Source organism: Caloramator sp. (assembly GCF_020054765.1).
Lineage (GTDB): Bacteria > Bacillota > Clostridia > Clostridiales > Caloramatoraceae > Thermobrachium > Thermobrachium proteoclasticum.
In genome coordinates, this window is record NZ_JAIHAO010000018.1 from 23711 (window position 1) to 38933 (window position 15223).

The 15223-nt window shown below is 31.2% G+C and carries 9 protein-coding genes and 1 tRNA gene; 2 read left to right on the forward strand and 8 right to left on the reverse strand.

All coding sequences use genetic code 11. The annotated features are described in order from the left end of the window. Window positions 1-76: 76 nt before the first annotated feature. Window positions 77-982 carry a PstS family phosphate ABC transporter substrate-binding protein gene (locus JG776_RS07545; RefSeq protein ID WP_291966226.1) on the reverse strand — a complete coding sequence of 302 codons (906 nt, stop codon included), beginning with the start codon at window positions 980-982 and terminating at the stop codon, window positions 77-79. Window positions 983-1120: 138 nt separating this feature from the next. Beyond that, window positions 1121-2866: a GGDEF domain-containing protein gene (locus JG776_RS07550; protein ID WP_291966228.1), complete on the reverse strand. Its 1746-nt coding sequence runs from the start codon at window positions 2864-2866 to the stop codon at window positions 1121-1123. 190 nt (window positions 2867-3056) lie between these two features. On the opposite strand from JG776_RS07550, the gene JG776_RS07555 reads away from it, so the two are divergent. Further along, the gene (locus JG776_RS07555) at window positions 3057-5156 is read left to right on the forward strand and encodes a methyl-accepting chemotaxis protein (RefSeq protein WP_291966230.1); all 2100 of its coding nucleotides are present in this window, start codon (window positions 3057-3059) and stop codon (window positions 5154-5156) included. A gap of 13 nt (window positions 5157-5169) precedes the next feature. Here the strand turns inward: JG776_RS07555 and JG776_RS07560 are convergent, their stop codons facing one another. Together JG776_RS07560 and JG776_RS07565 are read right to left on the reverse strand one after the other, a co-directional pair. Then, window positions 5170-8511 (reverse strand): LAGLIDADG family homing endonuclease, encoded by a 3342-nt coding sequence (locus JG776_RS07560; protein WP_291966231.1) that lies wholly within the window; start codon window positions 8509-8511, stop codon window positions 5170-5172. 518 nt (window positions 8512-9029) lie between these two features. Further along, a complete protein-coding gene (locus tag JG776_RS07565; protein ID WP_291966233.1) occupies window positions 9030-9875 on the reverse strand; it encodes a CPBP family glutamic-type intramembrane protease in 846 nt (281 codons plus the stop codon). 26 nt (window positions 9876-9901) lie between these two features. Between JG776_RS07565 and JG776_RS07570 the strand changes: the two genes are divergently transcribed. Next, a complete protein-coding gene (locus tag JG776_RS07570) occupies window positions 9902-10507 on the forward strand; it encodes a DNA-3-methyladenine glycosylase (protein ID WP_291966235.1) in 606 nt (201 codons plus the stop codon). Window positions 10508-10522: 15 nt separating this feature from the next. On the opposite strand, the gene JG776_RS07575 is transcribed toward JG776_RS07570, so the two are convergent. The 4 genes from JG776_RS07575 to JG776_RS07590 form a co-directional block, all read right to left on the reverse strand. Further along, the gene (locus JG776_RS07575) at window positions 10523-11923 is read right to left on the reverse strand and encodes an aspartate aminotransferase family protein (protein WP_291966237.1); all 1401 of its coding nucleotides are present in this window, start codon (window positions 11921-11923) and stop codon (window positions 10523-10525) included. A 10-nt stretch (window positions 11924-11933) separates the two neighbouring features. Continuing rightward, the gene (locus JG776_RS07580; protein WP_291966239.1) at window positions 11934-13259 is read right to left on the reverse strand and encodes an acyl-CoA reductase; all 1326 of its coding nucleotides are present in this window, start codon (window positions 13257-13259) and stop codon (window positions 11934-11936) included. Next, on the reverse strand, window positions 13246-14379 hold the full coding sequence (locus JG776_RS07585) for an acyl-protein synthetase (protein WP_291966241.1): 1134 nt from the start codon (window positions 14377-14379) through the stop codon (window positions 13246-13248). The genes JG776_RS07580 and JG776_RS07585 overlap by 14 nt, the downstream gene beginning before the upstream one ends. A 556-nt stretch (window positions 14380-14935) precedes the next feature. Next, window positions 14936-15010, reverse strand: a tRNA-Asn gene (locus JG776_RS07590). Between the last annotated feature and the right edge of the window lie 213 nt (window positions 15011-15223).

Genomic DNA, 15223 nt, shown 5'->3' on the forward strand with positions numbered 1-15223 from the left:
TTCCTTCAAATTGTATCTTTTTCACAACATCTCCCCCTTCTTTACAGGCCATAAGGCACCCCTCAGGGTGCCTAAATTACTTAATCTTGTTTAGCTCTTCTTGATATTTTGAGTCTTCCATTGGTATATAACCAACTTCCTTAACTAAATCTTTACCCTTTGTTAGATAGAACTTAACAAATTCCTTAACTTCTGCTCTTTCTAATGCTTTATTTGAAACGTATATAAATAGTGGTCTTGAAAGTGGCTTATATGTTCCATTCTTGACAGTTTCAAGTGTTGGCTCTACACCATTTATCTTAACTACATTTAACTTATCCATATTTTCTTCATAGTAAGCAAGACCAAAGAATCCCATTGCATATTTATCTCCTGCTACACCTTGAACAAGAACATTGTCATCTTCACTTGCAGTATAGTCTGCTCTTATTTGCTTTTCTTTTCCATTAACAGCCTCTGTGAAATAATCAAATGTTCCTGAGTCAGTTCCTGGCCCATATAGCTTAATCTTTTCCTTAGGCCATTCAGGTCTTACATCACTCCAATATTGAACCTTTGAATCCTTATCCCATATCATCTTTAGCTCTTCTACTGTCATATCCTTTGCCCAATCATTTTGCTTGTTAACAACAACTACTATACCATCAAATGCAACTTGTATTTCTGTCATTTCTATTCCATTGGCTTTTGCCTTATCAATTTCTTCTTGTTTAACCTTTCTTGATGCGTCGTTTATATCAGTTTCACCTACTACAAACTTCTTAAATCCTCCACCTGTACCAGAAACACCAACTGTTATCTCTACACCTTGATTTTCCTTCTTAAACTCTTCTGCTACTGCCTGAGTTATTGGATATACTGTACTTGAACCATCGATTTTAACTGTTCCACTAAGTGATTTACTCTTTTGTCCAGCACAGGATACCATTGATAAAGAAAGAATCGCTGTCACTGCTAATGTTATAAATTTCTTAGCCTTCATAATTTTTCCCCTTTCATTTTTATTCTTTTAATCTACAATTTCATTTTATATTTTTCCTCTGTTAAGTTCCTGCACGTTTTTGTTAAATCTAAGTTAAGTCTTGTTTTTATTTTTTGTTTTTTAAACCTCATATATACATCAAGAAATAATAAAACAGCTTCCTTTAGTTAGTTTACACTGCTTCTTTACACAGGATAGATGTTCTCCTATCTCCTTTGCTGACCTAAATTCCTTTAAATTTCCCTCCATACACGCAATTGAAACAGATACCAAAGGAAACTCAACCTCTTTTCCCTCTCTATTGACAGATACAACATATCCATTATTTAAATCCTTTATAGTATAAAAGGATCTAATTCTTCTATCAAACTCCCTTATGATTTTTCTACATAATCCTTCAGTGCTATTTATATTTTCTTCTAATATTAAAACAAAATCGTCACCACCTATATGGCCGACAAAACAATTATTGTATTCTTTTGATGCTTCAACTAAAATATCTGCCAGCATTCTAATTACCCTATCTCCGTTTTCAAACCCATAAAGGTCGTTAAAGGGCTTAAAATTATCTAAATCTATGTATAATATTGAAGCTGTTATTTTATTTTCAATTAGATTATTTAACTTTTCTTCTATTATCAAATTACCAGGAAGTCCTGTAAGTGGGTTTAAATGCCTTGCATAATTTAATTCAAGCTCCATAGCATATTCTAAGAGCTTCTTTACTGTAACAATTCCATAATATTTATCATCCTTTGTTATAATTACATAGTCATACAGATTTTCTTCCTTTCTTGACATAGCCAGTTCTGCTACCTCCGAAATAGGTAGACTATAATCTACAACAAGTGGAGATTTATTCATAATTATTTCTATAGGCCTGTTTAAATAGATTTCATTACCAAAGGGCTTGGACAATGCAAAATTAAGCTCACTTTTCATAACAAGACCTATTGGATAATCTTCCTTAACCACTACAACACCTTGAGCCGTATTTTTATTAAAATATTCCTTAACATTTTTACATTTTGTTGTTTCTGCTACAGGTGTATCAAATCTGACAATCTTTCCTATAGTACAAGTTTTTGCATTATAAGTTAATTTTTTACTCTTTTCTCTTTTTAAAAATAAAATTTTTTCTTTTAACTCTTCAGTCAATTCCACTATTCTTTCACTTGGTCTTGATAAAAAATATCCTTGTACAAATTCCACGCCTATTTCTACAAGAAAACTTAACTCATTTATTGTTTCAACACCCTCTGCTATAAGTTTCATATTGGTTATTCTACTTAATGAAAGTAAATTCTTGCATAGAGCCTGTTTAAAGCTATCCTTATCAATATCCCTTATAAGTCCCATATCAAGCTTAATAAATTGAGGTTTTGTTTCTGTTATTAATCTAAACCCTGAATATCCAGCACCAGTATCATCAATGGCAATTTTATACCCTTGTTTTACATAGTGTTGTAATACTTCTTTAAAGGCTTTATAATCCTCAACAGCTGTTTTTTCTGTTATTTCGAAGATTATATTATCTGGCGATAGATTGTAGAGCTTTAGAAATTCCGTTGTAAATCCATCCCTAAACTTGGAGTCCTTTATTATTTGTGGATCTACGTTTAAAAATAGATATTCACTTATTTTATTTATCTTTGCCCTCTCTATTGCCAATGTCCTGCAAAGGTATTCTGTTTCCCATAAAAGCCCATATTCCTTTGCTGTATCAAACAAAACATCTGGTCTTTCAAGTACGCTTCCAACCGGTCCCCGAGATAATGCCTCATACCCAACAATCTTAACATTTTTTATATCTACAATAGGTTGAAAAAAGGTTCTTATATTCCTTTCATCAAGTATTTTTTTAAGCTCATTATATTTATCCATAGTACCACCCTTTTACTTTGTTAATTAAATTTTAAATATAATTTGTAAATATAAATTTTTATGTTAGTTAATTTTAAGTTAATTATGTTGTGTTAATTTTTAGTTAATAGTGTTAAAACTTGTTCGATTTTCTTGTTTTTAAATAAAAAACTTCCTATATTTAAGTTAAGCATCTATAGGGGGTAAGAATATGAAGTTTATGATTTTCAAAAAAATTAATATTAAACTACCAAAATTTAAATTTAAGAAATTTCATTTTAAATTCAAAGGCATTAATTTTAAAAAATCATTAGCAAAAGTTAACTTAAAAACTGTAAAAAATCAAATCATTTCTATAATGCTATTAATATCACTTCTCCCCATTCTTATATTTGGTCTAATAACAAGTTCATTTTTGATTAAAACAATAGAAAAAAATTATACAAGTGCCATTGAACAAACCTCTGAAAGATTAAACAATTTAATTAATGAAAAACTGTCTTCCTTTGAGGGTATGCTTACTCTTGTTGCTGAAAACAAGAACATTAAAACACATTTATATGATTTAAACCAAGAGGTGCTTAGTGACGAATTTAAAAAAGTAATGACTTCTAATATAAATATAAGAAATGTTTTTATATCTAATAAAAACGGAAATACTTACTTTTACCCAAATAACAGTTTAAACATAAATGTAACTTCATCTACTGATATTTACAATAAAACAATAAACAACTTCAATAATCCCTATTGGAGCAATACTATAAAAGAAAAAGGAAATAATAAAACTTCAATTATACTTTCAAAAACAATCTATGATAATGAAAACAATATAGCAGGTATAGTTGGCTTTACTATATCCTTAACAGACTTTTTAAAATCCTTTGAAGGATTTATAACAGAAAATAGCGGACAAGTATTTTTACTTGATACAAATGGCAAAATAATCGCAACACGACAATCCCAATATGTAAATAAAGATATTAATCAATACATAAATGATAAAAATATCATTAAAGAAATATTGTCAGGTAAAAAAAGCCTAAAGCAAACCGATTTTGATAGTAATTCAAGCTTTATATTTTATCAAAATAATTTCAAATCTAATTGGAAAATAGTTGCTCAAATAAACAAAAAAGATATATATTCTAAATCAATATTTATGTTTTATATAATGACTGTTGTATTCATTATATTTATTGGAATATCAATCTTTATAGGATATCTATTCTCAAATAGAATTAATAGAAAACTTAAAAAACTTGCAAGATATATGGAGAATATAGGTAAAGGAGATTTAACAATAGATGTAATTATTGATTCAAAGGATGAATTTGGTGAACTGTCAGGTTATTTAAATAAAATGCTCTATAATATGAAACAGCTTATAGAACAAATACAAAATGCTTCAGACACATTAATGAATTCATCTCAAGATTTAAACAAAGATGCAGTATCATTATTACAGGGTTCTGATATAGTTGAAATTGCAATGAAGGAAATATCAGCAGGAACTGAAAATCAAAAGAAGGAAATTACAAACTCAATTGAAATAGCAAAGGCCTTTGTTGAGGACGCAAAAATATTAGATGAAAAAAGGTGTGAACTCATAAAGGAAAGCTATAACATAGAAAATTCTAATAAAACTGCATTAGATTCAATTAGTAACCTAAAGGAAAAGAACCAGCATACTATAAAATCAATGCAGGATATCGAAGAGCAAATAGAACTATTGGTTGAGCATATTAAAAATATAAACTCTGTTATTACAGTAATTAACCAAATATCCTCCCAAACTAATCTACTTGCACTCAATGCATCTATTGAAGCTGCTCGTGCAGGAGAAGCTGGAAGAAGCTTTGCAGTAGTTGCAAATGAAATAAGGAAGCTGTCAGAAGAAACAAATCTGTCTACCAATAATATTAAAAAAATTATTGAAGACATACACAAAATAACTAATTCTACTATTGAGTATACAAAAACAATAAAAGAAAATATATTAAAGCAAAGCGATGCAGTTAAAGTAACAGAAAACTCCTTTGAGTATTTAAATAATACAGTTAAAAATATGCTTTATTCATTAAACAGTATGTACGATACTATAAATGAAATTACAGAAAAAAGTAGTAGCCTTGAAAATAGTATAAAGAATACTCTATCTGTATCAGAACAATTTTTAGAAACATCTGAAGCATCGTCGCTACACGTTCTAAATCAAATAGAAGAAATTAAAAATATAAAACTTCAAGCAGATAATCTGATTCATCTATCAGAAAATCTAAATAGTACAGTAAACAAGTTTAGGGTGTAGAATAATCTACACCCTAACTGCATTTTGAATATCCACAACTTGGACATATTACACATCCATCCTGATGAGTTATTTCATTACCACACTCTGGGCATTTAATTTTTGATTTCTTACTTGAATTTGCTATTAAGTCCTCTATTTCATCAGCAGGTTTAATATTTAAATCCTTAAAACCTCCCACCTTTTTTATATCTATTAAAGTTTCTATTGTTCTTGCAATAGCATCAGGACAGGATAAAACCTTTATATCCTTGTTGTTTGCTCTCTGTCTTAGAGTTGAATGACATCTTATACCCTTTAACTGTTCTATTATTTCCTTTACATCCATTCCACTTCTTAATGCTATTGATACAAGTCTTGCAGTAGCTTCAGATTGTGATGGACACCCACCAGCTTTACCTACATTAGTAAATACCTCACATATTCCATTATCATCATAGTTAACTGTAATATAGAGATTTCCACAGCCAACTCTTACCTTTTCGGTTATTCCCATAGTTATTTCAGGACGTTCTCGTGGAATATGTTCATCAATTTTAACTTCTTTATCTTTTCCAATGTTTATAACTTGACCTTCTCTACTGCCATCCCTATATATTGTAACACCCTTGCAACCAAGCCTATAGGCAAGGAGATATACAGTCTTTACATCTTCTACTGTTGCAGAGTTTTTAAAGTTGACAGTTTTAGATACAGCGTTATCTGTGTACTTTTGAAAAGCTGCCTGCATCTTTATGTGCCATATTGGTTCTATTTCGTGGGCTGTTACAAATATCTTCTTTAAATCCTCTGGTACTTCCTTAATTCCCTCTAAAGTTCCTCTATCTGCTATTTTATCAATCAAATCCTTTGAATAAATTCCCCTCTGTCTTAACTCATCTTCAAGCAAATAATTCATTTCAACAAGCCTTTCATTGTCCATTACATTTCTCCAAAAGGCTAATGCAAATAATGGTTCTATACCTGATGATACTCCTGCTAATATACTTATTGTACCTGTTGGTGCTATTGTAGTTGTTGTAGCATTTCTTAAAGGTTCTTCATCTTTATATATACTATTTTTAAACTCTGGGAACGCTCCCCTTAATTTAGCAAGCCTTCTACTCTCTTCCTTTGACTTATCATTTATAAATTTCATTATATCCTCTGCAAGTTTTACCGCCTTTTCTGAATTATATGGTATATTAAGTTTTATTAGCATATCAGCAAATCCCATTACACCAAGGCCTATTTTTCTTGTTCTCTTTGTCATAGCCTCTATTTCCTTTAGAGGATAAACATTAACATCAATTACATTATCTAAAAAATGAACTGCATTAAATACCGTCTCCTCTAAGAGTTCATAATCTACTTCATATTCTTTTCCATTCCATTTAACCATATTTGATAAATTAATGGAACCTAAATTACAGCTTTCATAAGGAAGTAGCGGCTGCTCCCCACAATTGTGTACTACCATCCCATTTGCTATAAGTGAATTTGTAACTGGTTCTATAACATCATAGACATCGCACTCTTCCCATTCTTTTATATCTTTAACTTTAAACTTATAATATATATTTTTACGCGACTCTTTACAAATCTGACTTAATTTTAAGTTCTTTTCTTTGTGTGTAAATCCACCTATTACGTCTCTAAATTTTATAATATCATTTCCATTTATAATCAATTCATAAAGGTTATTGTTTATATAGGTTTTTACTTCACCATCTTTGTTTTTATACTTAAAATGAGTTTGATTTTTCTTTGTTCTATTATAAACCTTACTTGTTATTCCCAAATTTAAAAGTATGAGTTGAACATCCAGCAATAGCTCCTTTGAAGCAGAAGTCAATCTAATATCTCTATGGTCTTCATCTATATAATTTATAGTACCATCTGCACTAAAAATTCCATCTAAAAAGGCTGCAATTGTCTCTTTAGACGCTGTAAACATAGACTTTGGAACTCTCTTAAAGGGTGCCTTTTTGCCTTCTATTCCAAGCTCCTTTACCTTCTCAACAAATTCCTTTCTTTTAAATAATATTTGCCAAGTACCGTTTTCCCTCTTATTTACAATTCCTCTTCCACCATTGTATTTTTCAGAAATCTCCTGTATTTTATGCATTATATACTTTTCATTTTCTGCAAACACAACACCTAAAACCTTTCCATCTTTAGTAAGCCAACCATCACCTAATATATATCCTAATAAAAACCCAAGCTCACTTCCTATACTATCTTCCTTTACAAATACTCCTTCTCCACTCTGAACAAAAACTTCATCTTCTACTGATAAATCTTTAGCCATCTTCCATCCATTCAAAGTCATAACCTTGTGTTCTGGTGTTAATATTAAATTTTGTCCATTACTTAGCTCTATCCTTAATGTTTTTCTTATTCCTGTTTTAACTATTTTAGCACTCCTTACCTTAACACCAAAACCCTCATTTAATACTCGATTATCAGTTAATATTTCAACCTCTTTATCAATATTTTCTTGATATAATTCAGATATTTTCTTTAAACCATATTTTGTTGCTATTAACGTATCTTTGTGTAAACAAGGATTAGTACTCTCTATCTCCCCTAAATTAGGTGTAGGATTAAACTTATTCATTCTGTCTATAAAAACTATACCAGGCTCTCCATTTTTCCAAGCCATTTTAACTATTAGGTCAAATACTTCCCTTGCATTTAATCTTCCCTTTACTTTTTTTGTATTAGGGTCTATTAAATCATAATCGTCTCCCTTTATAACAGCCTCCATAAATTTTTCTGTTACTGCAACACTTATGTTAAAATTGTTAATCGCATTGTTATCTTCTTTACATTTTATAAACTCTAAAATATCAGGGTGGTCAATGCGAAGAATACCCATATTCGCACCCCTTCTGGTTCCCCCCTGCTTTACTGCCTCTGTTGCTGCGTCAAACACCTTCATAAAACTAACAGGACCTGATGCAACACCTCCTGTTGATTTCACACTTGAACCGCTTGGTCTTAATCTTGAGAAACTAAATCCAGTTCCACCACCTGATTTATGGATAAGTGCTGCATTTTTTATAGAATCAAATATTCCCTCCATAGAGTCCTCTACAGGTAGCACAAAACAAGCAGATAGCTGTCCAAGAGGTCTGCCGGCATTCATTAAGGTTGGAGAGTTGGGAAGAAAATTTAAATTCTTCATCATTTCATAAAATATTTGTTCTGTCTTTTGCACATCAGCATTTTCATCATAAAATTTATCTGCCTCTGCAACTTTTTTTGCTACTCTATGTAACATTTCATCTGGAGTCTCTATTATGTTTCCATCAGCATCCTTTGCTAAATACCTTTTTTGTAATACCTTAATAGCATTTTTAGAAAATCCCATACACATCGCCCCTTACTATATTTAGTATTATTATACACCAAGAACACTAAATATAGTATCATATCTAATTATTTTTTTAAATTTATTTATTCTCTATGAACATTAATTATCCATAACTATATTCACCTTTTTTATTTTTTTACACTTTTATTAATACATTTATAAAAATAAAAAAGACAATATAGCTTTAAAACGTATTGTTAGATTGTTGACAAACCTGCTTGTTAGCTAAATTTTGAAAAAGCCCCATGAATGGATTTCAGTGGGCTCTTTCGTGAGCTTTAGCAATTCTTAGCTTTTCAACTTTGGAAAGGTCCGTAATTCGACACAGGACGTACCGAGCCGAGCGGCCATCAGGATGATGGCATCGCGAGGGTAGGACTTTTTCAAACAAAGAAAAGCTTAGAATTGATTAGCGAAATGAACAAATGCCCAAGAAATCCTTCATGGGGCTAATCAATATATAACTTTTTCAACAGCCTGACAATACACCTTTTAAATGTACTGTCCTTTTGTTTTTATTTCTGTAATGTCCACCTATGAAATACATTTAAAGATTTTAACTCATATAAGTTAATCAATAAAAGAAAAATAGAAAATACAATGCTACCAAATATTCCATAATCGCCACCGCCTATTATATCAAAGCTGCCATACATTAAATTTACAACTGAATATATATCTAAACTTTCTGGATCTAAACTTAAGGAAAAAATATAGTTGGATATATAAAACCATACAAAAGTAAAGGATAGTGTATATATTAAGTTTTTATATTTGTAATATATAATATTTAAAAACAGGGCAAACAGAAATGTATTTATCATAAAAACAAAATTAAAACCTCTACTTAGAGCATTAAAGGTTGTATAGAGTAGTGCAATCAATACTATATTTATTTCTTCTTTTAAAGGTATCATATTAAATAGATATCCTCTTAAAATTACTTCTTCAATAATTGAATATGATAGTGATATAATAAATCCTGTAAAAATCACACCTAATATATCCTCTATATAAAGCTTATCCCATATAAAATTATATACTGTGTACTTGCGAAGAAATATCAATATAAGTGTAACAATGATATTAAAGCACGCTGCTAATAATACTAAATATGTTATTCTTTTTAAATCTATATTTTTAAAATATAATTTAAGAAAGTTTAATGTATCTTTTCTTATAAACAGCTTAGTATTTAAAATTAAAACTAATATAGTTCCTAATGAATAAATAATATTAAAAATATATGCATTATTAAAATAACCTGAAAAAAAGTTCAATACCATTTCTAATATATAAAGACCTACTGCATTTAAAGTTAGAAACCCTAATATTTTTAAAACTGAAACTAATTTTTTCAAAATATCATCCCTTTCTGGAGGTTGTTATGCTTAATAGAGATTTTTATAAAAAGGACACTCTAAATGTTGCTAAAGAACTCCTTGGCAAAAACATCGTAAGAAATATTAATGGGCATAAGCTTATTGGTAGAATTGTTGAAACAGAAGCATATATAGGTCCCTTTGATAAAGCTGCACATTCATATAATAACAAAAAAACTCAAAGAAATGAAGTAATGTTTAAGGATGCTGGACACGCCTATATATACTTTATCTATGGTATGTACTATTGTTTTAATATTGTTACTGAAGATGAAGGCAACCCCTGTGCTGTATTGATACGTGCTATTGAACCTATAGATGGAATTGATTATATGTGCAAATTAAGATACAAAAAGGACCTTAAAGAAATAAGCAAAAGCCAATTCAAAAACTTAACAAACGGTCCATCTAAACTGTGTATTGCACTAAATCTTGATAAGTCTTTAAATGGGATAAATCTGTTTTCAGATGCTCTATATGTTGAAGATGCAGGATATAATAATTTTGATATAGTAGAAACCACAAGAATAAACATTGACTATGCTGAAGAGGCAAGATTTTATCCCTGGAGATTTTATATAAAGGACAATCCCTGGGTTTCACAAAAATAGTGGCTAAAATAGCCACTATTTTTTAAATAAAGACTTTATTACCTGTTTACCACTTTCTAATCCAAGACTTAAAAATCCACCGTTTTTCTCGAATATATCCTCTAATGCAAATAATACTTTGTCTATCTCATCATATTCTACTATTAGAGGTGGTTCAAGTCTTATAACATTAGGATTGTTTAGCGTGTAAGCAGTTATAATACCATATTCATTCATAAGTTTTCCAGCAACTAAAGATGCAAAATATTCCTTTGATAATTCTGATAGTTTTCCTGCTGTAATTTTGTTTAATATTCCCTTTGGTTCCTCAAACTCGAGTCCAATCATAAGTCCACGACCTCTTACATCCTTTATTACTGGATATTTTGCCTTAAGTTCTAAAAGCTTCTTTATAAAATAGTCTCCCTTCTCCTTTGCCTGTCTATCAAGATTATTTTCAACTAAATACTCAATAGTTGCAATTCCTGCAGCACAGGCTAACGTATTTCCTCCAAAGGTTGACGTATGTAAAAATGCCTTATCCATAGAACCATAGGCCTTCTTCCATATCTCATCCTTTGCAATATATCCTCCTATTGGTACTATTCCTCCACCTATAGATTTTGCAAAGCACATTATATCAGGAACTATTTCCTCTGCTTGATATGCAAACATATATCCTGTTCTTCCAAATCCTGTTTGTATTTCATCTATAATTAGGTACACCCCATACTTATCACATATTTCCCTTGCTCTTCTTAAGTAACCTGAAGGTGGAACATTTATTCCTCCTTCTCCTTGTATTGGTTCTACAATAAATGCTGCAAAACCTCCCATCTTAAGCAAGTCCTCAAGGGCCTTATCATCTCCATAAGGAACAGGATAGCAATCTGGAACTAAAGGTTTAAATGGATTTTGATATTTTTCTCTCCCTGTTACAGAAAGTGCCCCCATTGATTTGCCGTGGAAGGAGTTTTGGCAGTATGCTATTTTACTTTTTCCACTTGCAATCTTTGCTATTTTAAGTGCACCTTCAACTGCTTCAGCCCCACTATTTGCAAAGAAGGTTCTCTTTAACTGCCCTCCAGTTAAAAGGGAGAGGTTTTTGGCAAGTACACCAGCAAAGTTGTATATAGAGGCCTGTAGTATATTTGGTAGACCTACAGCCTTTTTAATTCCCTCTAAAACATATTCATTATTATGTCCTACATTTAAGGCACCATATCCACCTAAAAAGTCTACATACTCTTTTCCATCTTCATCATAGACCTTTGTTCCCTTTGCCTTTACAAAGTGTTTATCAAAGTCTAAAAGTCCTAAAAGTTGTACTGCAGCAGAATTAACATATTCTTTATAATTTTCCCTTACTTCATTTCTTTTTAAATTTAATGCCTCACCAACAGTTATAAAGTCTCTATAATAGTCTTTTACCTTCATATTATCCCCCCTAATCATTTTGGTAACTAACAACATAGGTTAATTCGCTTAAGTTATAAATTCCATCGTGGGATGTTCCATTTTTATGAAGCGACATTTCCCCTAACTTCGTAACAATGCTAACACCACACAAAGTAACTTGTTCAATAAATTCTAAATCATCACCACAGTATCCCATTGTTTGAAGATATCCTTTAAGATAAGTATTAATATAGTCTATAACTTCTTTTTTATCATTATATGGGCAAACAAATATAAACCTACCAAAACACATATCAACCTCGTTGTTCTTAGGAAAATCCTCGGAATAGACTATAGTATAATCTGAATTTTTACTGCAGAACATATTAAATTTAGGATTATCTATGTTCTTTAAAAATAAGTTTTGTCTATCCTGCAGTGTCTTTATAGAAGAAAAGTAATCGTAGTACCCCTTAGGCAGTACCTCATTTATTTCCTCTAAACAGGACTTAAATTGCTCAAGAAATTGCTCTTTATCTATTACTGTATTTAAAAATACAATCCTTGGTGATAAACAAGCCTTTTGTTCCCACAGCGACATATCAATTGCTATACCTTTTATTTCTTCAATACTTGGCTGTTTATCTATAACTTCAAAACTTATTTTGGGTCCGTGTTCTATAAAGTGAACAGAATGTTTTGCACACAAATTAGCCATATAGTCCCTTGAATTTTTTCCTCCCCAATGTACAACACAATCAGAATTTGACACTATATATTCATAAATGTCACTTGAGGAACTATCAAAGTATACTATAGATAATCTTTCCTTAATTGACTCATCTATCTCCATTAAGCTTTTATAAAAGGCATTGGCAAAATAGGGTTCATCCTTTGATACCTTAACTATATTAACATTCTTTGATATTAGTCCCATAGCAATACTAATTGGTACTACTATAAAGGCATTACCTGATACGTTGTGAAATACTAATCCACGTGGTTGCCTATGCACCAAACCATAATGGGTTGAAACCCAATTATCTAAAATATCCTCTCTCCTTAGTTCCTCCTCTATTAATTTTTTTGTATTTTCCTTTAAAAGGCCCTGCATTGTGTGTTCAAGTTCAAATAATACCATTTCTTCACTTTGATTTGTTATCCTTGCTAATTGCTCAACGTGCTTTTTTGAATAATCTCTATTCAGCCACTTCTTAGCACACAAATGAAGAATATTTAGTGTTTCTTCAGTTTTTATATTGTGTACCTTATTTTTATTCTCCTTAAGCCTTGAAACCTCAAACTGTATGTCAGAAATGTCAGATACGGCTACATCTACAACACAACCATTATAATCTCTTTTAATTATTTCCAACCCCATCACCTCCTAAGGTAGCACCACAGCCCTTTGCTTCTGTCCCCTTTACTCTGCCTAAAAGTTTAATAACCATTCCCTTATAGCCACATTCAGGACAATGTGTATAGGAAACTACCTCGCCTATATCATCAACAAGGATACTTGCTCCAGCAAAGGCTGATGTTCCATACGCATTTAATACCTGAATAAAACCTCTTTCACCTTCCTTAACAGGTTTTAGTGTCTTTATATCTCTTACTATGACTCTTGCAAACTCTGGAACGTGGAATAAATAATCCCTATGCTCTCTACTATAATGCCCTGTCATCGTAAAGCTATTTTCAGTAAAGGAGTATGTATCTGTAAAGTTTTCCTGTGGTATACCCAAAAAATTAGATACCTCCTCTACAAACCTCCACCTTTCAATTAGTGCACCTATGTTTATATTTCCCTTTCTTCCGTCCCATCCACCGCCACCTGTATGAAGTATAGCTCTATCTCCAAGTTCAACAGGCTTCATCTTTTCCTTTAGATTTAATACTGTTTTGAAAATTAAAGGCGTAGAACCACCTAATGCTGCACGATGATTTTTACCATTATGCTCCTTAATATATTGTATAAAGGGTTCAATATCAAGTATCATCTTTCCATCCTGCAGTTTAAGTAGAAATATTGTCTGCTCTAAATAAGTATATATATCCACAATATTTCCCAAGTAGGACTCACATACCTTATTTAAAAACAAACCCCTATTAAACGCCTTCATTTCTTCTGCTCTTGGGAAAAAAGTACACTCATAATCTCTTTCTGCTCTATGTCTTATTTCATCTTCCAAAACAAATTTTCTTAAGCTTTCAATATCCTCTTTACTTCTTGCAACTATACTTGGATCTCCACTTGTACTACTTGATACAGTCCATTTATATACCTCATCAACTCCAACCCTTAAAAGTTTTGTAAATAAGCCATAAGACCTCTTGAAGGATGTTGTCATAATAAAAGGAACAAATTGTAAATCTTCTTCAGTTTTTAAGTCGTTAAAAGGATTAAACCCTTCTCTTTTGCATAGCTCTCTATATGCAGTGCATTCTTCATATTGGCCTTCGAGGTTTTTCTTAAAATCATTAAAAAAATTCATTAAATCCCCCCCAAGGAAAATTGTGCACAATTTGTGCATATTCTTATTATAACAATATAATCAAAATATATCAATTATGTATAAAATATTCCAAATTATTTTTTAACATATATTAACATATTGAATAAAATTGATATCACCATCAATAATACAATTACCATTAATCTTACAAACACAAAAACAGGTATTTTAAATAAATACCTAAACCTGTTTGGTAACTAAAATCTGAAAAAGCCCCATGAAAGGATTTCGTAAAGGCATATTTCATGAGTTTTAGCAAATCTTGCTTTTCGACTTTAAAAAAGTCCGTAATTCGGCACAGGATGTGCCGAGCCGAGCAGTCATCAGGACGATGACATTGCGAGGGTAGGACTTTTTTAAAACAAAGAAAAGCTTAGATTTGCTTAACGAAATGAACGGATGCCCAAGAAATCCTTCATGGGGCTAATCAATATAATATAACTTTTTCAACAGCCTGAGGTATTTTAAATAAATACCTGTTTTTGTATTAATAAATATAAAAAGAGGTTGCTCTTGCAACCTCATACATCCAAAGTGGCTCCACGGAGAGGACTCGAACCTCCAGCCCTTCGGTTAACAGCCGAATGCTCCACCATTGAGCTACCGTGGAATATTTTGTTTTATCCGGCGGGTGTTTCCTCCGCGGCATTATCACCGGATATTTTAAATGTTTGAAGTTTGATGTTGGATGTTAGACCTTTTAAGTATTCCTAACGTGTCACTTTTCCAACTTCAAGTTCCATCAAAACTGCACAACCAAGAAGTTCTTTTCTAACTTCTAATCTCTAACATCTAACTTCTAAATTGATCAAGCCCTCGACCT

Coding starts and splice junctions, on each gene's coding strand:
- JG776_RS07545 (WP_291966226.1), bottom strand. CDS start 982: ATGAAGGCTAAGAAATTTATAACATTAGCAGTGACAGCGATTCTTTCT.
- JG776_RS07550 (WP_291966228.1), bottom strand. CDS start 2,866: ATGGATAAATATAATGAGCTTAAAAAAATACTTGATGAAAGGAATATA.
- JG776_RS07555 (WP_291966230.1), top strand. CDS start 3,057: ATGAAGTTTATGATTTTCAAAAAAATTAATATTAAACTACCAAAATTT.
- JG776_RS07560 (WP_291966231.1), bottom strand. CDS start 8,511: ATGGGATTTTCTAAAAATGCTATTAAGGTATTACAAAAAAGGTATTTA.
- JG776_RS07570 (WP_291966235.1), top strand. CDS start 9,902: ATGCTTAATAGAGATTTTTATAAAAAGGACACTCTAAATGTTGCTAAA.
- JG776_RS07575 (WP_291966237.1), bottom strand. CDS start 11,923: ATGAAGGTAAAAGACTATTATAGAGACTTTATAACTGTTGGTGAGGCA.
- JG776_RS07585 (WP_291966241.1), bottom strand. CDS start 14,379: ATGAATTTTTTTAATGATTTTAAGAAAAACCTCGAAGGCCAATATGAA.